The organism is Bacillus sp. K2I17, assembly GCF_002209985.1.
GTDB lineage: Bacteria > Bacillota > Bacilli > Bacillales > Bacillaceae_G > Bacillus_A > Bacillus_A wiedmannii.
In genome coordinates this window covers 158354-181803 of sequence record NZ_NJGF01000009.1, presented here as the reverse complement: position 1 = coordinate 181803, position 23450 = coordinate 158354, and the positions used below count along the sequence as shown (strand labels likewise).

The 23450-nt window shown below is 35.3% G+C and carries 25 protein-coding genes; 22 read left to right on the top strand and 3 right to left on the bottom strand.

All coding sequences use genetic code 11. The annotated features are described in order from the left end of the window. The first annotated feature begins 264 nt into the window (after positions 1–264). Genes CER22_RS13720 through CER22_RS13710 form a run of 3 tightly spaced genes read left to right on the top strand, consistent with a single transcriptional unit; the run spans position 265 to position 1930 of the window. Entirely contained in the window at positions 265–588 is a 324-nt protein-coding gene (locus CER22_RS13720; RefSeq protein WP_001102620.1) for a PadR family transcriptional regulator, read from the top strand. Next, the gene (locus tag CER22_RS13715) at positions 581–1123 is read left to right on the top strand and encodes a DUF1700 domain-containing protein (RefSeq protein WP_088608939.1); all 543 of its coding nucleotides are present in this window, start codon (positions 581–583) and stop codon (positions 1121–1123) included. The genes CER22_RS13720 and CER22_RS13715 overlap by 8 nt, the downstream gene beginning before the upstream one ends. Then, positions 1124–1930 carry a DUF4097 family beta strand repeat-containing protein gene (locus tag CER22_RS13710; protein ID WP_088608938.1) on the top strand — a complete coding sequence of 269 codons (807 nt, stop codon included), beginning with the start codon at positions 1124–1126 and terminating at the stop codon, positions 1928–1930. Between the two features lie 88 nt (positions 1931–2018). Here the strand turns inward: CER22_RS13710 and lexA are convergent, their stop codons facing one another. Further along, positions 2019–2639, bottom strand: coding sequence for a transcriptional repressor LexA (gene lexA / locus CER22_RS13705; protein WP_000413737.1), 621 nt, complete (start codon positions 2637–2639; stop codon positions 2019–2021). Positions 2640–2780: 141 nt separating this feature from the next. Here lexA and CER22_RS13700 point away from each other — a divergent pair, with 141 nt between their 5' ends. Together CER22_RS13700 and CER22_RS13695 are read left to right on the top strand one after the other, a co-directional pair. Further along, positions 2781–3437, top strand: a complete 657-nt coding sequence (locus CER22_RS13700) for a YneB family resolvase-like protein (RefSeq protein WP_046956545.1) — start codon at positions 2781–2783, stop codon at positions 3435–3437. Positions 3438–3482: 45 nt separating this feature from the next. After that, positions 3483–3722, top strand: coding sequence for a DUF896 domain-containing protein (locus CER22_RS13695; protein ID WP_001190582.1), 240 nt, complete (start codon positions 3483–3485; stop codon positions 3720–3722). Between the two features lie 39 nt (positions 3723–3761). On the opposite strand, the gene CER22_RS13690 is transcribed toward CER22_RS13695, so the two are convergent. Continuing rightward, positions 3762–5345 carry a bifunctional metallophosphatase/5'-nucleotidase gene (locus tag CER22_RS13690; protein ID WP_088608937.1) on the bottom strand — a complete coding sequence of 528 codons (1584 nt, stop codon included), beginning with the start codon at positions 5343–5345 and terminating at the stop codon, positions 3762–3764. Positions 5346–5529: 184 nt separating this feature from the next. Here CER22_RS13690 and CER22_RS13685 point away from each other — a divergent pair, with 184 nt between their 5' ends. The 16 genes from CER22_RS13685 (at position 5530) to CER22_RS13610 (ending at position 22374) form a co-directional block, all read left to right on the top strand. Continuing rightward, positions 5530–6468 (top strand): phosphate/phosphite/phosphonate ABC transporter substrate-binding protein, encoded by a 939-nt coding sequence (locus tag CER22_RS13685; protein ID WP_088608936.1) that lies wholly within the window; start codon positions 5530–5532, stop codon positions 6466–6468. An 84-nt stretch (positions 6469–6552) separates the two neighbouring features. Beyond that, a complete protein-coding gene (gene phnC, locus CER22_RS13680; RefSeq protein ID WP_000569233.1) occupies positions 6553–7326 on the top strand; it encodes a phosphonate ABC transporter ATP-binding protein in 774 nt (257 codons plus the stop codon). Then, positions 7323–8117, top strand: coding sequence for a phosphonate ABC transporter, permease protein PhnE (gene phnE / locus CER22_RS13675; protein ID WP_088608935.1), 795 nt, complete (start codon positions 7323–7325; stop codon positions 8115–8117). The genes phnC and phnE (CER22_RS13675) overlap by 4 nt, the downstream gene beginning before the upstream one ends. Further along, positions 8117–8920: a phosphonate ABC transporter, permease protein PhnE gene (gene phnE / locus CER22_RS13670; RefSeq protein WP_048565869.1), complete on the top strand. Its 804-nt coding sequence runs from the start codon at positions 8117–8119 to the stop codon at positions 8918–8920. Before phnE (CER22_RS13675) ends, phnE (CER22_RS13670) begins: the two co-directional genes overlap by 1 nt. A gap of 74 nt (positions 8921–8994) precedes the next feature. Next, on the top strand, positions 8995–9477 hold the full coding sequence (locus CER22_RS13665) for a coproporphyrinogen III oxidase (RefSeq protein WP_088608934.1): 483 nt from the start codon (positions 8995–8997) through the stop codon (positions 9475–9477). 223 nt (positions 9478–9700) lie between these two features. After that, positions 9701–11701 carry a transketolase gene (gene tkt / locus CER22_RS13660; RefSeq protein ID WP_060487429.1) on the top strand — a complete coding sequence of 667 codons (2001 nt, stop codon included), beginning with the start codon at positions 9701–9703 and terminating at the stop codon, positions 11699–11701. Between the two features lie 156 nt (positions 11702–11857). Continuing rightward, positions 11858–12298: a sporulation inhibitor of replication protein SirA gene (sirA, locus tag CER22_RS13655; RefSeq protein WP_048527522.1), complete on the top strand. Its 441-nt coding sequence runs from the start codon at positions 11858–11860 to the stop codon at positions 12296–12298. A gap of 78 nt (positions 12299–12376) precedes the next feature. Next, complete coding sequence (locus CER22_RS13650; protein ID WP_001123315.1) at positions 12377–12598, top strand: YneF family protein; 222 nt, start codon at positions 12377–12379, stop codon at positions 12596–12598. A 123-nt stretch (positions 12599–12721) separates the two neighbouring features. Further along, on the top strand, positions 12722–14473 hold the full coding sequence (locus tag CER22_RS13645) for an ABC transporter ATP-binding protein (protein WP_048544175.1): 1752 nt from the start codon (positions 12722–12724) through the stop codon (positions 14471–14473). Further along, positions 14473–16236, top strand: a complete 1764-nt coding sequence (locus CER22_RS13640; RefSeq protein ID WP_060487428.1) for an ABC transporter ATP-binding protein — start codon at positions 14473–14475, stop codon at positions 16234–16236. The genes CER22_RS13645 and CER22_RS13640 overlap by 1 nt, the downstream gene beginning before the upstream one ends. 132 nt (positions 16237–16368) lie before the next feature. Further along, positions 16369–17418: a GH25 family lysozyme gene (locus CER22_RS13635; RefSeq protein ID WP_088608933.1), complete on the top strand. Its 1050-nt coding sequence runs from the start codon at positions 16369–16371 to the stop codon at positions 17416–17418. 209 nt (positions 17419–17627) lie between these two features. After that, positions 17628–18647 carry a nuclease-related domain-containing protein gene (locus CER22_RS13630; RefSeq protein WP_088064227.1) on the top strand — a complete coding sequence of 340 codons (1020 nt, stop codon included), beginning with the start codon at positions 17628–17630 and terminating at the stop codon, positions 18645–18647. Positions 18648–18653: 6 nt separating this feature from the next. Then, complete coding sequence (locus tag CER22_RS13625; RefSeq protein WP_088064226.1) at positions 18654–19220, top strand: hypothetical protein; 567 nt, start codon at positions 18654–18656, stop codon at positions 19218–19220. A gap of 213 nt (positions 19221–19433) precedes the next feature. Then, positions 19434–21161, top strand: coding sequence for an S-layer homology domain-containing protein (locus CER22_RS13620; RefSeq protein ID WP_088064494.1), 1728 nt, complete (start codon positions 19434–19436; stop codon positions 21159–21161). Positions 21162–21373: 212 nt separating this feature from the next. Next, positions 21374–21520, top strand: a complete 147-nt coding sequence (locus CER22_RS13615; RefSeq protein WP_000644411.1) for a BC1881 family protein — start codon at positions 21374–21376, stop codon at positions 21518–21520. Between the two features lie 98 nt (positions 21521–21618). Continuing rightward, positions 21619–22374 (top strand): sulfite exporter TauE/SafE family protein, encoded by a 756-nt coding sequence (locus CER22_RS13610; RefSeq protein WP_088064225.1) that lies wholly within the window; start codon positions 21619–21621, stop codon positions 22372–22374. Positions 22375–22683: 309 nt separating this feature from the next. Here the strand turns inward: CER22_RS13610 and CER22_RS13605 are convergent, their stop codons facing one another. Beyond that, positions 22684–22890: a DUF3903 domain-containing protein gene (locus CER22_RS13605; RefSeq protein ID WP_000624203.1), complete on the bottom strand. Its 207-nt coding sequence runs from the start codon at positions 22888–22890 to the stop codon at positions 22684–22686. Between the two features lie 141 nt (positions 22891–23031). Here CER22_RS13605 and CER22_RS13600 point away from each other — a divergent pair, with 141 nt between their 5' ends. Then, positions 23032–23445 carry an NUDIX hydrolase gene (locus CER22_RS13600; RefSeq protein ID WP_088064224.1) on the top strand — a complete coding sequence of 138 codons (414 nt, stop codon included), beginning with the start codon at positions 23032–23034 and terminating at the stop codon, positions 23443–23445. Positions 23446–23450 lie beyond the last annotated feature (5 nt).

Below are 23450 nucleotides of genomic sequence, written 5' to 3'. Positions count from 1 at the left end.
TTATTTGTGGGCAAATATAAAGGCTTGTGAAATGAATTAGATGGGTGCCCGCAAAGTGCTCGAAAAAAGTCATGTGGATTATTTAAAATGCGTGCTAGCTATGAATGAAAATGTGGAAGTTGAAATATGGTGTGGATGTATTTAATTCGAAAATTAAGTATTGAAAAATATAGTACCTTGCAATGAATAATACTAAGTGGTATATTATGGATATAACGGGTACCGTGTATTGAATAGTACTGAAATGAGAAAGGGGGATTGACCTTGAACGTTCAGTTTAAAAAAGGCGTGTTAGAACTGTGTGTTTTAGCACTTGTGAAACGTAAAGATTGTTACGGCTATGAACTTGTTCAGCAAATCTCAAATAAATTTTTAATATCGGAAGGGTCAGTGTATCCTTTATTACGTCGTTTAACGAAAGAAGGATATTTTCAAACGTATTTAAAAGAATCTACAGAGGGACCGCCTCGTAAATATTATCAACTAACTGAGCAAGGGGAAACGCAACTGAATTTGTTAGTAACGGAGTGGCGTGATTTTGCAAAAGGCGTACAAGAAATTATTGAAGGGGTGGAATGGGATGAGTAAAGAACAGTTTCTTAAAGAATTATTAAGTCATCTTAGAAAGTTACCGGAAGAAGAGAGGAAAGATATTTTATTTGATTATGAAGAGCATTTTCAGTTTGGAATAGAAGAAGGAAAAACTGAATCGGAAATAATAAAGGGCCTTGGCTCTCCGAAAGTAATTGCAAAAGACTTACTTGCTTTGTATCGCTTTGACGAAATGAAAAAGGACCCATCAACTACCAATATAACAAGGGCTGTTATGGCAGCGATTGGACTTAGTTTGTTTAATTTTATTATTGTGTTAGGCCCGTTAGTTGCAATTATTGCTTTTATATTTTCCTTCTGGCTCGGTGGAATTGCTAGTGTAGTGACACCATTTTTCGTTATTGGAAAAGTATTTATGGGTACTTTTATATGGTTGGATTTATTCGTTAGTATAACGTTTGTTGGAGTAGGTTTGTTGTTATGTATTATCGCTTATTATAGTACGAAGTGGTTTAAAAAGTTATGCGTACGTTATGTAATATGGAACTTCAAAATGATAAAAGGGGAGTAGATGATGAAGAAAATATTGTTAGTAGCTATCGCTTGTATCATTATTGGAGTAATAGGGATTTCACAAACATATGAAAAAGCAGTGCAAACTGCAGAAGAAGGAAATAAAGAAGACGTAATTAAAAACGAAACACTAAAAAATATAGAAGTTAAGTTAGATGCTGGGGATATTGTTGTCCAAAAATCTCCCGACTCTTCTTTTTATGTAAAGCAATCAGGAGATGTACGTAAACACGAGGTTCGTATTGCCGAAGATGGTGACACATTAAAAATTATTGGGGAAAGAGAAAAAGGTGCTTCATTTGATTTTTCTTTTTACGATTTTAGATTTCAAACGTCTACAATAACTCTCCTTGTGCCTGAACGTTCATACCAAGAGATAAAAATAAATTCATCAGCTGGACAAATAGAAATAAGTGATGTGAAAAGTGATTGTGTAAATGTTGGGACACTCGCTGGAGAAGTAGATTTGAAAAATGTCACAGCAAAAAGTGTGGAAGGATCTTCAAAAGCTGGTGAGGTGAGCTTTAAGAAGGTAATAGGAAAAGTAACTGCGAAGTCGGCTAGCGGGGAAGTGCATATTATGGATCATGATCCTAAATATGATGTAGAGGCAAGTTCAACCGCTGGGGATGTAGATATTACTTTATTAGAAAAACCACAAGATGCAGTTATAACTGGGCAAAGTGCTGCTGGCGAAGTAATGATTTTTAATGAAGAAAATAAAAATATAACAATTGGCAATGGTAGTAAAAAGATTAGTGGTAAAACAGCTGCTGGCGATGTGACGATTGAAACTCGTTCATAAGAAATAAAATGTATGAAAATCTATCAAAATACAAAAAAAGAAGATAATTACCGTATATAAATAAGGTAATTATCTTCTTTTATTATTCTTAATGTAAATCACGATATACGCCAATTACTTTTCCAATAACTGACACTTGTTTTAAAATGATAGGTTCTAATGAAGAGTTTTCCGGTTGTAGACGGAAATGGTCTTTTTCTTTATAGAAACGTTTTACAGTTGCTTCGTTATCTTCTGTTAAAGCGACTACAATTTCACCGTTGTATGCAGACTGTTGTTGGCGAACAACAACTAAATCTCCATCGAAAATACCAGCTTCAATCATACTATCTCCGGAAATACGTAACATAAATACTTGGTCTGCTCCAGCAACAATGCTAGCTGGAAGTGGGAAATGATCTTCTACACTTTCAACTGCTGTAATAGGTAATCCAGCAGTAACTTTTCCGACAATTGGAACTTGAATAACAGATTGTGTCTCTGTATCCATTCGGTTGTCACCTAAAATTTCAATTGCTCGTGGTTTTGTTGGATCGCGTCGAATATATCCTTTTTCTTCTAGTCGTGATAAATGTCCGTGCACTGTAGAACTAGAAGCGAGGCCGACTGCTTGACCGATTTCACGTACGGAAGGTGGATATCCTTTTTCTTGTACTTTTAGCTTAATAAAGTCGAGAATGTCTTGCTGGCGTTTCGTTAACTTTTCCATGTTTTCTAACACCTCGTTTTCTTTCATTTTTCTTATTAATAAGTATAACATGCGAAAAAACATTCTACAAACATAAGTTCGAACGAAAGACGAATTTATGATACACTATAAGGAAAATATAGTGAGAAAGAAGGGTTCAATATGAATGCAATTATTTATGCACGTGTGAGCACAACAAAAGAAGAACAGGAAACATCATTATTGCGTCAAAAAGATGAATTATTGCATTTAGCTGAGCGCTATCAAATGAATGTTGTAAAGGTGATTGAGGAGCAGGCTAGTGGTTATACAATTGAACGTGATGGCATATTAGAAGTGCTAGATACAATTCGCGATGAACAAGTTGATGTACTTCTCATACAAGATGAAACGCGCCTTGGTAGAGGGAATGCAAAGATTGCATTAATGCACTGTTTACATAAAGAGGGAATAAAAGTATATACGCATACGCATAATGGAGAATTAGAACTCTCTGACTCTGATTCGATGGTACTAGATATAATTGGGATTGTTGAAGAGTATCAAAGAAAGATCCACAATTTAAAAATTAAACGTGGCATGCAAAGAGCGGTAGAGAAAGGATTTCGTCCAGAGAATAATTTGAAAAATCGTCATTTAAGTATAGGACGTGAGAAAAAAGAAGTGCCAATTGAGGAAATTGTACGTTTACGCCGGAATGAATTAACTTTTGAAGAAATTGCAGCAACACTTCGTGGTTTTGGTCATGATGTTTCAAAAGCAACTGTACATCGAAGATATGTAGAATATACAAAGCAATTGCTTGATAAAGAGGACTAACTATTGTATGATAATAATCAGTTTTGAGTAAAAGGGGGATTCGAGATGCAAAGTCACGAACTCATTGAACGCATTAACTTCTTAGCGAAAAAAGCAAAAGCTGAAGGTTTAACTGAAGAAGAACAACGTGAGCGCCAATCGCTACGTGAACAATATTTAAAAGGATTTCGTCAAAATATGTTAAACGAACTTAAAGGAATTAAAGTTGTTAACGAAGAAGGTACTGATGTTACACCGGCGAAATTAAAAGCTTTAAAAAAGCAAGATAATGCAAAATTAAACTAAAAGATGGGCGAAGCCCATCTTTTTTATTTATTATATCCGTTATTTAATAACTTTCCAGTTGTTATTGAATGTTGCTTCTATCTTTTTGTGCTTCAATATATAGTTAGCGATAAGTTCAGACATATCTGTTGGTATGTCTTTTATTACGGGCTTATTTTGAAACATAAAGAAGTTCCCTCCGCCACTTGCGCGATAATTATTCATAACGACGTTATATTCTTCATTCATATGAAGTGGAGCGCCTTTATACTGTAAGGATTCTACTCTCTCGCCAATTGGTTTGGAAATGTTTAATACGTACGAAATTCCTTCCCACATATCGTAATTATAGTGTTGCGGCTTTGGTTCTATGTAGGTAGGGTTTACGATGATAGTTCCATCTGCTTTTAATATGAAATAAGAAGCAGAGAGTTCAAGGGCATCTTTTATATCCGCTCCAGTTATTCTAATTACTTTTAATGTATTTGGATAAATATAATTAGAAACGATGTCACGCATTGTTACATATTTCGGGAAACCTGGAGATGTATTATGGAATAAGCTTGTACAAGAAATGGAAACATTAGCTATATCCATCTGTATTTTATTTATGAATTCAATAAAAGGATGGTCTTGCAAACGAGTTTGCATAGCATCTGAAATTTGCATGTTCCCATAGATTACTCCAATAGGTTGATCGAGCCAATTTTGTGTTTTTTCTTCATAATCGGCAACCAAGGAAAGAATATCTTGGTCAGCCTCAATTCCTTGTACGGGCAATAATTGTGAATAACTCTCTTTTTTTACCCATTTTTTTTCTGTTTTTTCGAATGTTACTGTTACTTTTCCAACGGAGTGTCCATTGCATCCAGTCTGTAAAATTGTTACACCATTCATTACGGTGTGAGCGATTTCCCGGTGTTGGTGGCCTGTTAGTAAAATGTCTATGCCTTCAATTTCATGGCACATTGCATATCCTTGGTTTTCACCTGTTAAAACTTCAGTCGGTACCCCAGTTTGTAAATCGCGTTCAAATCCCCCATGGTAGGCTACGACTAATAAATCGGGTTTCTCGTGTTCGCGAATGTAAGAAACCCATCTTTTTGTTGTTTCTAATGCATCTTCAAATTGTAAATCTTGAATGTGATGGGGTTGTTCCCAATTGGGAATGTAATGCGTTGTCATCCCTAAAATAGCAATTTTTATATTTGATTCAATATGTTTTATTATATATGGTTTCCCGAAATAAGGTTCTTTTCTGTTTTTATCTAAAATATTTGCTGATAGATACGGAAAGTTTGCAGTAGAAATAGCATTATTTAATATGTCCATTCCATAATTAAATTCATGATTCCCAATAACTGCAGCATCATAACGTAAATAGTTCGCTAATAAAGACATTGGATTTTTCTTATCTTCTTCATATGTAGCGTAATGATAAGTGAAGGGTGTTCCTTGTATGAAGTCACCGTTATCAATTAAAAGAACGTTTCTATTTTGGGAACGTTCTTTTTTTATAAGAGTAGAAATTTTGGCTAAACCAATTTCAGCTTGGGAGTTATCTTGGTAGTGAATTGGATAAACAGTGCCATGTATATCACTTGTTAATAAAATGTTTAAAGTTACAATTTGATTTGGATTCAATATCATTCACCTTTTCTATTGTTATCTACTAATTAAGCATATCAAATATATGAAGAGAATTTTAATGAGAATGTATAGAATGTGTAAAGATTCTGTAAATAAGCAATTGTACGTGAAAATGTGTGATATATTTCTTCATGTTTACGGAAGGCAATTTCATAACAACAAAATTGGAGGCATTAATATGTTGAAAAAAGTTTTTGCAATGAGTACGACAGTTGTACTAGCGGCGGGATTATTAAGTGGTTGTGGAACGAAAGAATCAAGTGCAAGTAAAACTGAAGATACGAAAAAAGGTTATGTACCGAAGACTTTAAATGTTCAATTTGTTCCTTCTCAAAATGCAGATACGTTAGAGGCAAAGGCAAAACCATTGGAAAAGTTATTAAGTGATAAATTAAATATTCCGGTAAAAGTTAGTATTTCAACGAATTACAATACAATTGTAGAAGCGATGGCGTCTAAGCAAGTAGATGTAGGGTTTTTACCTCCAACAGCGTATGTGCTAGCGCATGAGAAAAAGGCTGCAAACGTAATTTTACAAGCACAACGTTTTGGAGTAGATGATGAAACGGGAGCTCCTACAAAGGATTTAGTAGACTTTTATAAATCTGAGTTTGTAGTTAAGAAAGATTCAAATATTAACAGTGTAAAAGATTTAAAAGGTAAAAAAATTGGTTATCAAGATGTAACGTCATCAGCGGGGTATGTATGGCCTGCGGCTGTATTGTTAAAAGAGGGAATTGATCCGCTAAAGGATGTGAAACCTGTTACATTAAAAGGTCACGATCAGTCGCTGATTGCTCTTTTAAATGGTGATGTAGATGCATCTGTTGTATTCCAAGATGTTCGTAATATTGTGAAAAAAGATTATCCGAATATATTCGATCAAACGAAAATAGTGAAATTTACGGAAAAAATTCCAAACGATACGATTTCGGTACGTTCTGATTTAGATGCAGAGTGGAGTAAGAAATTACAGGACGCTTTCATTGAAATAGGAAAGAATGAGGAAGGTCACAAAATCATTAAAGAAGTATATTCACATGAAGGATATGTTAAATCTGATGATAGTAAATTTGATATCGTTCGTGAATATGGAAAGAAAGTAAAAACGCAATAATACATATGGAAATGGCAGCTAACTGGAAGGGATATGTTTCCAGTTAGTTTGCCATTTTGAATACATAGAAGGTAGGTAAGATGTGTGATAGAATTTCGAAATGTTTCCAAAATGTATCCGAATGGTACAAAAGGATTGAATAATATAAACTTGAACATTCAAAAAGGTGAGTTTGTTGTAATGGTAGGGCTGTCGGGGGCTGGAAAGTCTACACTTCTTAGATCGGTAAATCGCCTTCATGAGATTACAGAAGGAGAAATCTTGATTGAAGGTGAGTCTATTACTGCTGCGAAAGGAAAAGAATTACGCCGCATGCGCCGGGATATTGGTATGATTTTTCAAAGTTTTAACCTTGTAAAACGATCAACGGTTTTGAAGAATGTATTAGCTGGGCGTGTTGGATACCATTCGACTTTTCGTACAACGTTAGGTCTATTTCCAAAAGAAGATTTGGAGCTTGCCTTTCAATCGTTAAAAAGGGTGAATATTTTAGAAAAAGCATATGCGCGAGCTGATGAATTATCAGGAGGACAACAGCAACGTGTATCGATTGCTAGAGCGTTGGCGCAAGAAGCAAAAATCATATTGGCAGATGAACCTGTTGCGTCGTTAGATCCGCTAACAACAAAGCAAGTATTAGATGATTTGAAAAAAATTAATGAAGATTTTGGGATTACAACAATTGTAAACTTACATTCTATTGATTTAGCTAGGCAATATGCGACACGCATTATTGGATTACATGCAGGCGAAATTGTTTTTGATGGTTCAGTAGAAGAGGCAACGGATGAAAAATTTGCTGAAATTTATGGAGACGTAGCGCAGAAAAGTGAATTATTAGAGGTGGCAGTTAAATGAATGACGCGACGATATATTCGAAATCGATACCGAAGCCGCCGAGTAAGTTGAAACATATGTTAACGGCTATTCTAGTCATTTTACTGTTGTGGGGAAGTAGTGTACAGGTCGACGCATCATTTTCAAAACTAGTAGCTGGTTTTCCTAATATGATTGATTTGTTAAAAGAGATGGTGCCGCCTGATTGGAGTTATTTTCAAGTTATTACAACAGCGATGTTAGATACAATACGTATGGCGATTATTGGGACGACTTTAGGAGCGATTTTAGCTATTCCACTGGCACTATTTGCGGCAAGTAATGTGTTTACTAGTACATTTTTGTACGGTCCAGCTCGATTGGTTTTAAATTTTATCCGAACGATACCAGATTTATTATTAGCGGCAATTTTCGTAGCTATTTTTGGAATAGGACCACTTCCAGGTATTTTAGCTCTTACTTTTTTCTCAATTGGGCTCGTGGCGAAATTGTTGTATGAGTCAATGGAATCGATTGATCCAGGTCCATTAGAGGCGATGACAGCAGTAGGAGCAAATAAAGTGCAATGGATTGTGTATGGGGTAATTCCGCAAGTGAAAGCACATTTTGTCTCCTATGTTCTTTATACATTTGAGGTGAACGTACGTGCAGCAGCTGTTTTAGGTTTAGTAGGAGCGGGTGGTATTGGGTTGTATTATGACCGTACACTTGGATTTTTACAATATCAACAAACTGCATCTATTATTATTTATACTCTTGTTGTTGTATTGTTAATTGATTATGTAAGTACATTGCTGCGGGAGAAATTATAATGAGTAAAACGACGATAATTGTACCAAAACCGAAGAAACCGAGTGTGTATCGCTGGTTTATTTTTATAGCACTTGCATTTGTTTATGTATGGGCTTTTTCAGGAGTCCCGCTAGAGGGAATAAAGGATACGGCAGGAGAAATTACAAAAGCAATTATGACAGGTGTATTGAATCCAGATTGGTCGTATGTATCTTTGCCAGATGGTGAAGATTTATTACATGGCTTAATTGATACGTTGGCAATTGCGATATTAGGTACATTTATTTCTGCCTTTTTATCTGTTCCATTCGCTTTTTGGGCGGCAACGAATATGAGCAGTGGAAAATTAACGGCAGGAACTGGGAAATTTGTACTTAGTTTTGTTCGTACATTTCCTGAATTAGTTATGGCTCTTTTATTTATAAAAGCTGTTGGACCAGGCTCCTTTGCCGGAGTTCTAGCTTTAGGATTACACTCTATCGGAATGTTAGGGAAATTATATTCAGAAGGAATTGAAAATATAGATAAAGGACCGACGGAAGCGTTAATAGCTACAGGTGCGAATCGCTTTCAAATACTTTGGTATGCAGTATTGCCACAAGTATTACCGGATTTTCTATCGTATACGTTATACAGGTTCGAAATTAATGTACGATCCGCTGCCATTTTAGGTGTTATTGGAGCAGGTGGGATTGGTACGCCTCTAATTTTTGCACTGAGTTCACGCAATTGGTCTCGTGTGGGTATTATTTTATTGGGTATTATTTTAATGGTAATTATCATTGATTTTATTTCAAGTTCGATACGGAAGAAAATTGTATAATTTATTTTAAGCACCTATAAAAGGTGCTTTTTTATATAATAAGAATAATAAATGTGAACAATAGGGGGGATAATTTGGCTTTACAGCACGAGTTTGTATTTGTTTCGAATGAAAAAAAAGGGTTGGATTTTATAGGTATAGATTGGATTGAACTTTGTTTTCTATATAAAGAAGAGGCAACGATAGATGAGTGTGTTGTATTAAGTGATGAGCTAATCGTATATCTATTAGATTTTACCCATTGGATTCCGACCTATTATCCAGCGAAAAGAGCAGAAGGGTTTGGAATTCACTATTATGGTATTACGAAAATAGAACAGCAAGGGGCAGTGATAGCAGAACAGTTATTTTGTTCGCTAGTTAACATGTTTTCTCTAGCGCCAGAAACAATCGAACTGACAGGGCAGTTTCAATGGGAAAATGATAATAATACTGATGGAGGATATGAAAGATACGTATTTGATCGAGATAAATTATGCCAAGATTTAAATTCTTTTATTCGTTTGCTTTGCAGAGTGAAAAATGGGGAAGGATATATTTTGCATTATGGAATTTGAAAATGATGAATAAATATACAGATAATTCCCTTTCTTTTTAAAATAAAAATAATGAAAAAGTATGTCATATTGAATACCCATACATTCCCGAAATCATTGATTTTTTTATGAAAAGCCAAAAAAATATCAACATATTTGTCGATACATGTTGTATAATCTTGCGTGGGAAGCTATCATATAAATGTATAAAACGTTTACTAATATAAGCGAAGGGAAGAATAGCATGTCACATTCAATCGAACAACTTTCTATCAACACGATTCGCACATTATCCATCGATGCGATTGAAAAAGCAAACTCTGGTCACCCAGGAATGCCAATGGGTGCAGCACCAATGGCTTATACATTATGGACTCAATTTATGAAACACAATCCAAATAACCCAACGTGGTTTAACCGTGATCGTTTCGTATTATCTGCAGGTCATGGTTCAATGTTACTATACAGCCTACTTCACCTATCTGGTTATGATGTAACAATGGATGACTTAAAGAACTTCCGTCAATGGGGAAGCAAAACTCCAGGACATCCTGAGTACGGTCATACAGCAGGTGTAGACGCAACTACTGGTCCACTTGGACAAGGTATTGCAACTGCTGTAGGTATGGCAATGGCTGAAAGACATTTAGCGGCTAAATATAACCGTGATGCGTATAATGTAGTAGATCATCATACATACGCTATTTGTGGTGATGGAGATTTAATGGAAGGCGTTTCTGCTGAAGCATCTTCATTAGCTGCTCATTTACAATTAGGTCGTCTTGTTGTGCTTTATGATTCAAACGATATTTCATTAGATGGCGATTTAAATCGTTCATTCTCTGAAAGTGTAGAAGATCGTTACAAAGCATACGGATGGCAAGTAATCCGTGTTGAGGATGGAAACGATATTGAAGCTATCGCGAAAGCAATCGAAGAAGCGAAAGCTGACGAAAAACGCCCAACGCTAATTGAAGTAAGAACGACAATTGGTTTCGGTTCTCCAAACAAATCAGGAAAATCAGCTTCACATGGTTCTCCACTTGGTGTAGACGAAACAAAATTAACGAAAGAAGCATATGCTTGGACTGCTGAGCAAGACTTCCATGTAGCAGAAGAAGTATATGACAACTTCCGTAAAACTGTACAAGATGTTGGTGAAACTGCGCAAGCAGCGTGGAACACTATGCTAGGTGAATATGCACAAGCATACCCAGAATTAGCAAACGAATTACAAGCGGCAATGAATGGTCTTCTTCCAGAAGGTTGGGAGCAAAACTTACCAACTTATGAATTAGGATCAAAAGCAGCAACTCGTAATTCTTCAGGTGCTGTAATTAATGCAATTGCAGAGTCTGTACCATCATTCTTCGGTGGATCTGCTGACCTTGCTGGTTCTAACAAAACATACATGAATAACGAAAAAGACTTTACAAGAGATGATTACAGCGGAAAAAACATTTGGTACGGTGTACGTGAGTTCGCAATGGGTGCAGCAATGAACGGTATTGCACTACATGGCGGTTTAAAAACTTACGGTGGTACGTTCTTCGTATTCTCTGACTACTTACGTCCAGCAATTCGTCTTGCAGCATTAATGCAATTGCCAGTAACGTATGTATTCACACACGACAGTATCGCTGTTGGTGAAGATGGTCCAACACATGAACCAATCGAGCAATTAGCAGCGCTACGTGCAATGCCAAATGTATCTGTTATTCGTCCAGCTGATGGTAACGAATCTGTTGCAGCTTGGAGACTAGCTCTAGAATCTACAAACAAACCAACTGCTTTAGTATTAACTCGTCAAGACCTTCCAACATTAGAAGGTGCAAAAGAAGATACGTATGAAAAAGTAGCAAAAGGTGCATATGTAGTTTCTGCAAGCAAGAAAGAAACAGCTGATGTAATCTTACTTGCATCTGGATCTGAAGTAAGTCTAGCTGTTGAAGCGCAAAAAGCGTTAGCAGTAGACGGCGTTGACGCAGCTGTTGTCAGCATGCCATCTATGGATCGCTTTGAAGCTCAAACAGCTGAGTACAAAGAATCTGTATTACCGAAAGCCGTAACAAAACGTTTCGCAATCGAAATGGGTGCTACATTCGGATGGCACCGTTACGTAGGTCTTGACGGAGATGTGTTAGGTATCGATACATTCGGTGCTTCTGCTCCTGGTGAGAAGATTATGGAAGAGTATGGATTTACTGTAGAGAACGTTGTTCGTAAAGTAAAAGAAATGCTTTAATGATTTTAGAAAAATCTCTCCGGCATGGAGAGATTTTTCTATGTAAATGAGTTTTTTCGACAGAAAAAGTTTTTTATCTCTCCGCAGTCAGACAATCATTGCAAAATTTCTTCTATATAATGAAGGGAAAAGGTTGTCCAGATTGGGAGGCGAAAGATGAAAACGTATGAATTGTATTTAATTCAAGAGGATATTGCGAAAGCTTACTTTGGTCGTGAATATTTGTTTTTTGATTTATTTGCTAGATTTTCAGAATCTGGGTCCCTTTCGGAGAGAAAAGTGTTATATAAACAAATGATGTATATAACGATGCCATTACAAGTAATGAAAATTCACCATAAATTAGAACAAGCTTTGCGCGTTCTTGGTAAATATGATCGAACACATCATACACATACACTTTATACAGGAGCGGAATACGGCGAAATAATGGTGAAACCGCACTATATTCGCATGAATACCTCTGGAAACGTTTCTATGGAAACGACTTTCTTTGAGGTGTTAAGAAAGTGTGAATTAACATTTTTAGCTATGGATTATGAAAATACAAAGTACGGATGGCTGAATCCTCTAAAACAAGTACGAACATATGTGTAAAAAATGTCGAATTGTATCTTGTCTTATTGAAAAGGTTTTAGTACACTGTAAGGTAGACAACATGAAGGAGGAAAATATATGCCAATTTGGTTAGGTATTCTAGTGGGCGTAGTAGCACTAGTAGCAGGCGTGGCGTTAGGATTTTTCATTGCCCGCAAATACATGATGAACTACTTAGAAAAAAATCCACCAATTAATGAACAAATGTTAAAAATGATGATGATGCAAATGGGACAAAAACCTTCCCAAAAGAAAATCAATCAAATGATGAGCGCGATGAATAAGCAACAAACGAAATAAGCGCTAAAAGACACTCGCTAAGAGTGTCTTTTCTTTTTGTTAGTTATGTAGTTTAAAACTTTTAAAAATTCAGTATTTTTGGTAAACTGAAAACATCGCTCATTTTAAGGGAGGAGGATAAAAATGAAGGTATTTATTAATTTAGCGTGGTTTTTTAAACAAGAAAAACGAGCGTACATAATCGGAATTATTATGTTATTTGGTGTCGCGCTTCTTGAACTTGTAGCTCCGAAAGTACTAGGTATTGTAGTAGATGAAATTAATAATGGAACATTAACATCTGAAAAATTGTTGAAGTGGGTTATTCTGTTAGTAGTTGTAGGGATTACTATGTACATATTACGTTATTTATGGCGTATTATGATTTTTGGATCTTCGTTAAAACTAGCCCGTCAATTACGAAAGAATTTATATGAACATTTTACAAGGATGAGCCCATCTTTCTATCAATCACGTCGTACGGGTGATTTGATGGCGCATGCGACTAATGATATTCAGGCGATTCAACAAACTGCTGGATCGGGCGTTTTAACACTTGTTGACTCATTAGCGGTTGGGGGATGTGTACTCGTAGCGATGGGTTTTACAATTAGTTGGAAGTTAACATTGTTAAGCTTAATCCCAATGCCGATTGTAGCGATTTCGACAAATTATTATGGAACGTTATTACATAAAAGGTTTCATAAAGCGCAGCAATCGTTTTCAGAAATCAATGATAAAGTGCAGGAGAGTATGAGTGGGATGAAGGTAATTCGATCACTTGGACAAGAGAAAGAAGATTTACAAGCATTTCGAAAAAAATCAGAAGATGTTGTACATAAAAATATGTTAGTCGCACGTATTGATTCGTTGTTTGATCCAACAATCTCTCTTATCGTTGGATTTTCTTTTTTAATTGCAGTGTGTTACGGGTCAGTATTAGTTGTGAGGGGTGAATTAACTGTAGGTGATCTCGTTACATTTACAACGTATTTAGGTACCCTCGTTTGGCCAATGTTAGCCTTTGGATGGTTGTTTAATATTATGGAGCGTGGGCGTGCTTCGTATGACCGTGTAGAAAAAATTCTCTCGCAAAAATCAGATGTAGTAAATAGAGAAGATGCTGTACATAAAGTAGCAAGCGGTGATGTTACATTTGCGGTCGATTCATTTTCATATAAGAAAAATGAACTGTTACAGCTAATAGATGTTCACTTTGATTTGAAGAAGGGTGAAACACTAGGAGTTGTCGGACGTACAGGAGCAGGGAAAACGACTTTATTAAAATGTTTAATCCGTGAGTATGATCATTTTAGTGGTGAATTAAAAGTTGGGGAGCGGGATATTCGCGATGTAACACTTTACGGTGTCCGTTCTGCCATTTCATACGTGCCGCAAGATCATTTTTTATTTTCAGCGAGTATTGGGGAGAATATTGCCTTCGGAAAGGCGGATGCTACATATAATGAAATAACCCGCGCTGCAGAGATTGCTTGTATTCATAATGACATCCTCCAATTTTCAGAAGGGTATGAAACGGTAGTAGGAGAAAGAGGCGTTTCGTTATCTGGAGGTCAAAAACAGAGAATCTCTATTGCACGTGCTTTATTAACGAATGCGGAAATTTTAATTTTAGATGATTGTTTATCAGCGGTAGATGCAAAAACAGAAGAAACGATTTTAAATGCATTAAAGAGGGAAAGAGCAGGAAAAACAACGATTATTACTGCTCATCGTTTAAGTGCAATTCAACATGCCAATCTTATACTTGTTGTGGATGAAGGCAGAATTGTGCAACGAGGTACACATGAACAATTAATGAAAGAAAACGGTTGGTATAAAGAAATGTACGAGAGCCAGCAGTTAGAAGCATTAGTCGAGAAAGGAGGCGTATGATGACCGGGAAGAAGCGGAGTGATTTAAGTAGATTACTTTCTTATATGAAGCCATATAAAAGGTTACTATCTTTAGCATTTATCTTTTTAGTTGGTGCAACTGTAACTGAAATGATGGGTCCTTTTTTAATTAAACAATTTCTTGATGAACATTTAGTACCACGTAACTTTGATCAATCAGCACTTGTTACTCTATTTGTAGTGTATCTTATTGCTCACTTATTAAAAGTATTATTTACTTATTTAGACTTATTGTATTTTCAAAATATCGCTTTTAAAATTGTTCAAGATATGCGTGTTGAAGTATATAATCATGTTCAAAAGTTGTCATTAAGTTTCTTTGATCGTACGCCGATTGGTACGCTTGTATCGCGCATAACGAATGATACGGAAGCAATTAAAGATTTTTATGTCAGTGTATTATCCACATTTGTCAAAAATGTAGTCTTTTTAATAGGTATTTTAGTAGCAATGTTTTTATTAAATGTAAAACTAGCTCTATTTTCTCTCGTATTAATTCCGATAATGTTTGCAATTATGGTGCTATATCGCCGGAAGAGTGCAGCCTTTTATTTAGAAGTACGTAATCAATTAAGCGTGTTAAATGCAAAGTTGAATGAGTCCATTCAAGGAATGAATATTGTTCAAGTGTTCAGGCAAGAAAAGCGTATGAGAAAAGAGTTTGAAGAAGTGAATAATAAACATTATAGTGCAGGGCGACGGACGTTAAAGTTAGACGCGTTACTTTTACGTCCAGCAACTGATTTAGTTCATATTGTGGCTATTGCGTTAGTACTTGGTTTATTTGGAATTGATGCTTTGAAGAGTCCTGTTGAAGTAGGTGTCTTATATGCGTTTGTTAACTATATACATCGTTTCTTCCAGCCTGTAAATGAGATGATGATGAAATTATCATTTTTCCAACAGGCACTTGTTTCATCATCACGTGTATTTCATTTAATGGATGAGAAAGATTTAGCTCCAGTTCAAAAAGGGGATGGAAATCCTCAAGTTGTTAATGGAGAAATTGAATTTAAAAATGTTACTTTTTCGTATGATGGAAAACGTGATGTTTTAAAAAATGTATCTTTTCACGTGAAACAAGGGCAAACAGTTGCTTTCGTTGGGCACACTGGTAGCGGAAAAAGTACTATTATGAATTTGTTAATGCGATTTTATAATATTAAGTCCGGAAATATTGTAATAGATGGTGTAGATTTAGAGAGATTTGAAGAAAGAGAAATTAGAAAGAAAATAGGACTCGTATTGCAAGATGCATTTTTATTTGCGGGAAATGTAAAACAAAATATTCGTATGTACAATGAAGAAATTACGGATGAAGAAGTAAAAGAAGCGGCACAATTTGTGCAAGCGAATACGTTTATTGAAAAATTACCAGAGCAGTATGAAACAGAAGTAGTAGAAAGAGGAGCTGCATTTTCTAGTGGTCAACGACAATTAATTGCTTTTGCTAGAACGATAGCAACGAATCCGAAAGTATTAGTATTAGATGAAGCAACAGCTAATATTGATACAGAAACAGAAGATGCGATCCAAACAGCATTACAGCAAATGCGAAAAGGGAGAACGACTATAGCAATTGCACACAGATTATCTACAATTCAAGATGCAGATCAAATTTTTGTTATGCATGATGGAGAAATAGTAGAAAGAGGAACACATCAAGAATTACTGAGTGAGCAAGGGTTGTATTATAATATGTATTTACTACAAAATAAAGGGATTTTACAAAAGGCCTTGTAATTATAAGGCCTTTTTACTTTGTTTATAAAATATGTTTGCTCTCAATTTCTATAGTATAAACGTCGTGACCCTTTATTAAAGTTGTACATATTGTATGTATACGAAATGAAAAAAATTGATAGGAGCTTTTATATGCAAGATAGATCTAGTTCAAATATTACGTTTATCGATGTGTCTCATTGGGAAGGGAACATTGATTGGAATGCAGTGAAGGGATCGGGTATTTCAGCGGCGTATGCAAAAGCGACAGAAGGTGTGAATAATCTTGATCCTACTTTGGTTCAAAATGTACAAGCAGCACGAAATGCGAATGTATTAATCGGTGCATACCATTTTGCACATCCAGAACTAAATGATGCAATTTCAGAAGCGAAACATTTTGTGAATATATTACAAAGCAATCAGACAGACTTAATGCCAGTTTTAGATTTAGAATCACCGATAGATCCGAGTAATAGTAATTTAACTGGTACTGCTATATCTAATTGGGCAAGAAGTTTCATAAATTATGTGAAACAGGCTACTGGAAAAGATGTCATGTTATATACAGGAGTTTGGTATATTAATGAGTTTGGAATTAACGGATTAAGCGATATTCCACTTTGGATTTCTAAATACTCTAGTACGCCGCCTGCTGATGCTGGTGGATGGACAGAGTGGACAGCATGGCAATACACAGATTCTGGTCAAATTTCAGGTGTAGTAGGAAATTGTGACGTATCAGCAGCGGTTTCATTAGAAGCTTTGCAAGGAAATGGAACAAATGGTGGTGGAAATGTTTCTCCACCTAGTACTGCTACTGCAGTCTACGGCGTTGCTGTAATTAAAGGCGATAATGTAAATTTACGGAGTGGACCATCTTTACAATCTAGTGTAATTCGCCAGCTAAATAGAGGAGAATCATATGAAGTTTTGAATGAACAAGATGGTTGGCTTGCTTTAGGTGGAAACGAATGGATATACTATGATCCAAGTTACATTCAGTATAAACATTATGTGGCGACTATTACTGGTGATAATGTGAATCTGCGGGATGCTCCATCATTAAATGGAAATGTTATAAGACAGTTACATCGCGGTGAGGCTTATAGAGTATGGTGTAAGCAAGATGGCTGGCTTGGTTTAGGTGGAAATGGCTGGATATACTATGATTCAAGTTATATTCAGTATGGTGTACAATAAAATGCACGTAAAAGGTATCTCGCCTGAGATTCCTTTTATTCTGCTATTTGCGAGCAACCTGAAACAATCAGTAGGGAATGAGAAAAATCGCTTATTAAAGTCTCTCTTCATTAAAAATATGTGATTTTTACAAAGTGTATATTGAAAGCATAGTATAATATAATGGATGTTTATAAAAATAAATGAAAATGGAATAAAGGAGTAAAGATATGGATTATGTGCTAATAGGTGTGATTTTATTATTATTAGCTGTAGTATTCGTGCTGTTCTATAAAAATAAACAGCTAGAATCAGAGAGTCAGCAAGTAGAATTTGAAAAGAAACAAGCAATTGAAACGTATGAAACTGAAATTGCAGCTACGGTTACAGAGCATAAAGAACAACAAAATACATTGAAAAATATGGAACAGAAGAAATACAATGATTTACAAATAAGTGCAGCTAGAGAACTTGAAAATATGCGTATGATGAAAAATCAATTAGCTATGCAACATAGTAAAGAACGAAGTGAAATACAAGAAAAACATAGTAACGAAATACACATGTTTCAAAAGTTAATTGCAAATTTGCGAGAGTATACGAAAAATGGAGCTGAAGTGAATACACACGAAACATTACATTATATGAAGCGTGGCTTCGTAGAGCAAGGCATAATACTAGACACTGAATTGCATATTATGCCAAATGTTTTTATTAGAAATCAGCATGGAGGAAATGATTGTCGCATTCATCATCTTGTCTTAAGTAAAACGGGTATGTATCTACTTGAGACGAAAGAATGGACAGGGAAATTAATTCATGGCTTAACGAAAGAAAATGCTAGTATATATTCATTTATGATTGATGAAATTGGCAAGTATCAACAAGAAGTAGAGAAAGAAGAGACATTTGAATGCGTTACAGGTGAAGATTCATTAACGATACAAGTGAAAAATGAAGGGAATCCAGTATATAGAGCGAAGAAATTATCTCATATTCTATACAATTGTTTAAAAGAAATACAAGTTGATATTGTAAAGGAAAAAGTAAAACCGATTGTATATTTTTATAATGAGAGTGGGAAAGAAGTGCTAGATCTGTCTGAAGAAAAAACGCCGAGATTAAAAGATAGAGAGCAAATTGTAACGTTCTTCAGAAATGAGATCTTAACAGGGAAAGTAATATATACAGATCAAGAGTTAGAAAAACTTCGAGAAATCATTAGCCGGATGAATTATAAAATAAATTAAAAAGAGGTGGGCTTTTTGAGTGCTATATTAAGGGGTATTTTGTATGTTTATGTTTGTTTGTATATACTAATGTATCTTGCGTTTATGTTTGTTATTGATGTGGTTCATATGTCAGTAAGTGTAAAAAGTATGTTTGTAGTAGTCATGCCATTTGCTATATTAGTCGTAATTCAAAAGTTCGTCTTACGTACTTCTGTAAATCATAATACAGAAAAAAAGCAAATGCTAGGTGTAATGATAGTAGGTTGTATTCTATTGATAGTGTGCACTGCGCAATTAAGTATGAATACATACACCTCTAAGTTTAATCAAGATCGGTGGTTACATGCTGAAGAGAAACGGGTACATATGGTAGATGATCTAATGCAAAAATATAAATTAACAGGGAAGTCAAATGAAGAAATCACAAAATTATTAGGAACGCCTACTGAAACGAGAAATGGAGAAGAAGGGATTACCACTTCGTACTATCTTGGAAATGAACGTGGCTTTATTTCAATAGATAGTGAACAGCTTGTTTTACAATTTGATAGAGATGGTAGAGTTATGGAATATAAGGTGCATAGAGGTTAAAGAAATGTAGAGGGAAGCTATATATTATAGCTTCTTTTTATATTCCAATATAGTAAATGTAGGCAAATAGTAGTCATTCCTATCTATACGAATCGGAATGAGTCTGTTATATTGTAAATGGTTATGTAGTTTAATAGTTTACTAGATGTCCTATATTTTGGTTGAGGAGGGGGAAATTAACACGAATTTAATTATGGCGTGTTAAGTATTATGATGAAAAAAAGATTTTATAATGTTTTAGCTGCATCGATTGTATTTAGCGTGGTAACGATTCCGAATTATTCCTATGCTAATGAGTTGGAAAAAACTGTAGCGGTTTCACCTGATGAACAAGCTTTAAAAAGTATTGAAAACCATATGAAAGAGGAAGATGGTCGAGGAGAAGATAAAGGAGTAAAAAATGAAGTGCAAGGCGAATTTCTTGTACAAATAGTGAAAGAAGTACCTTTATATGATTCTAGTAATTTTCAAAAAGAGACAGGGGTTCACATTTCGAATCAAGTTGTAAAAGCTGAGAAGAGAAAAGGAAACGCTTACTATGTTCGGACTTCATCTGGAACTGGATGGATAGAAAATAGTGAGGGGAATGTAGAGGTTAAAGAATTTCACCCTTTATTAAGTGAAAAGTTGGTTATTAATGAAGTAACCTCTACTTACTCTGAACCATTTACTTCATACAAAGAAGAAAATGTATTGGAGCCACAAAATATTCAAGCAATTGGACAGGCCGGAGAATGGTTCCAAGTAAAAATAAATGATGAGATAAAATGGATTTATTCACCTTCAGCAAAATTTGAAGGAACAAAAGCTTCAATTATTCAAGAGGCAACACCAGCACGTACAAAACGTGCAGCAGTTATGTATGCTGCACCAATAGAAGAGAAAACAACGGATATTTATGGTGTAACTTTAAAAGAAATGATTGTACCGAAAGGAAATGAAAATATCCGTCCCGGTTATGCGATGAAGCCGAAGTATATTACGATTCATGAGACAGATAATTACAGTGTTGGGGCAAATGCTAAAAACCATGCAATATATTTATATAACCAAGCAACGGGAACGGAAGATCGTTCAGCGTCATGGCACTTTACGGTAGACGATAAAGAAATTTACCAACATCTTCCATTGAACGAAAATGCTTGGCATGCAGGAGATGGAGCAGAAGGAACTGGAAATCGAGAATCAATTGCGATTGAAATTGCTGTAAACGAAGATGGTGATTATAATAAAGCTGTTGAAAATGCTCGTAAATTAACAGCTTACTTAATGGGAGAATTACATATTCCTTTAGAAAATGTGAAGAAACATCAATTCTGGAGTGGAAAGAATTGTCCGGCTATTATGATTAAAAATAATGCGTGGGAACCATTCTTACAAGGAACAAAGGTTTATTATGATGCGAACCATAAAGATGATATAACAGGTGGTTGGTACGAAGCAGACATTCGTGAATTAGATAAACGAGGCATTATGATTGGGGATGGGAAAGGTTCTTATTGGCCAGAGCGTCTTGTCACACGTGGCGAATTTGCGAATTTAATTTCAAGATCATTACAGTTACCTGAAGGATCATCGAATTTTAATGATTTAAATACAGCACATCCATCGCTAATAGATGGTATTAATCGTGCAGCAACTGCCGGGATAATAAGTGGTAGAGGAAATGGGACGTTTGCTCCAAATGATACGATTAAACGAGATGAAGCTGTTATCATGATTGATCGTGCACTGCAATATAAAAAAATTAAAGGTAACTTAGTTCCGTTACCATTCTCGGATCAAGATTTAGCATATGATAAACAAGCTGTACAACGTGTTTATGGATTAGGTATTGTAAAAGGAAATGAAAATAATGAATTTATGCCGAAAGGTTCTGCAACGCGTGGAGAATCGGCAGCATTTATTAATAGAATGTTAAAAGTAATAGAAAGTAAATAATAAAAAAGCACTCGCTTTTGCGAGTGCTTTTTTATTTTTCAATATATTACGGAAGGGAGAGAAGGATTTTGAGTGGAATAAGGAATGAAAGCGGAGGTGATGCATATATATGGATGCATTGGGTTGTTTTTATCTCGCTATTTGCGGGCAATAAGACTCCCACTTCAAAGTTTCACTTTATCATATTGTATAAATGAAAAGGAGGTAAGACGGTGAAAGCAATCCCGACTGATGTCCTGAGTAAAGAATTAATGGAAAGAGAAGGAGTTATATCTATTACAGTAAAGGAATTTGAAAAGATAGAAGTAGCTGGAGTAGTAGTCGCTGGTCCGGCAGTTATTTTGATTAATCAAGATTAAGTACATATTATTGAAATAAAAAGCATCCATCTAGGATGCTTTTTATTTGTATACAAGGAAGAATATGATGGATAATTGCTTTACTGGAGGGAAAGTCTGTGGCAATTATTATAACGATGTTAGTAATGGGAGTTTTATTAGGATTTGTTGGAGCAGGGGGAGCTGGTTTTATTATCGCAATACTCACTTTAGTATTCCACATTCCTATTCATGTTGCGCTTGCAACGTCTTTAACTGCAATGGCATTTACGACATTATCTGGGGTTATAAGTCATTATCGTGAAGGAAATGTTGTAGTTACTATAGGAGGGATTGTTGGTGGATGTGGAGCACTTGGTTCTTATATTGGTGCAAAGCTTGGTTCACTTATACCACCGCATCTTCTTCATTGGTTTACAGCTGGGATGTTATTTTTATCTGCAATTTTTATGTTTGTTAAATTAATTAAGTTTCAAAATAGGGAAGAACTACTTTTAGCAGAAATTAAAGATTTTTCGAAAGACAATATAATGAAATGTATATGTCTCGGATTAGTCACTGGAATGATGGCTGGTTCATTTGGGATTGGTTCTGCACCATTTATTCAACTTGGATTAATGGCTCTATTAGGATTAACAATCCAGCAATCTGTAGGAACAACAATGCTTGTCATATTGCCGATTGCGATTGGAGGTGGGCTAGGATATAGTTCAGAAGGCTACCTAGATTATATACTGTTATTGCAAGTATTAATGGGCACGATGTTAGGAGCGTATATCGGGGCGAAGTTTACAAATTATGCACCACGTATGCTTTTGAAGCTTTCAATGATTATGACACCAGTTGTAGCTGGATGTATGTTATTGATGGAATAAAAATAATATAGCAAACTAATATGTTTTACGAATGAATTATGTAAGTAATTCATATTTCCCATATAAAAGGATTTACTTTAATATAATGAGTGTAAAGTTCGAGTATTCGAAGTACTACTTGAATTATATCCCTATCCCTTTTCTAAAAATGCGAACAAGTTTTGCCCTATTCTATTCAATAATTAATTGCATAGAAATATATTGTTCGATGACCATTATGGAACGTACATAATGGGAAAATCCCGATCCTTAAAGAGGATGCCCCTAATCTTCATGTGAAAATATGATCGGATAAGAAAGCTGACCAATTTATGGTCGGCTTTCTTTTTGTTCAAAAGTTATTTCTTCTTTAATTTCTGTTTGCAATAATAAAGCTTTTCCGAAACGACGTTTACATTCCGCACGCACTTTTTCAATGGCTAGTAGCTGAGTAGTGGCGGGAACTGTTACGATAGCTTGGCGTGGTTTTCGATTTTCTTCACAAAAGACACATTCCACAACATATTTAGAAATCATATTTTCATCCTTCCGTTTTTAATTTCTAAGAAGGGATTGTCTATGAAGTTAATGTGATTTTTCGTCATTAGTTTACTTTTTTCCTCTTTTTTCAAGGAGAAAATGATAAAAAAGGTGAATTTTTGTAGGGGAGGGATGTATATGGAAAGATGGATAGGTTGTGCAGCAGTATGTATAAATGAAAAAAATGAAGTTTTAATGGTGTTGCAAGGGCAAAAGGGTGAAGAAAAAAGGTGGTCTGTTCCAAGTGGAGGGCTTGAAAAGGGAGAGACACTAGAAGAATGTTGTATTCGAGAAGTTTGGGAAGAAACAGGTTACAATGTGGAAGTTGTAAAGAAAATATACGAAAAAGAAGGTATTACATACGGGGTTCCTGTATACATTCATTATTATGTCGTTAAAAAAATAGGCGGTAGTATGAAAATCCAAGATCCTGATGAGTTAATACATGAAATTGCTTGGAAGAGGATAGATGAAATGAAGGAATTAACGCTATCTTTCCCGGAGGATTATGAGGTTTTAAATAAATATATAAATAAAAAAGCGAGTGTTTAAACACT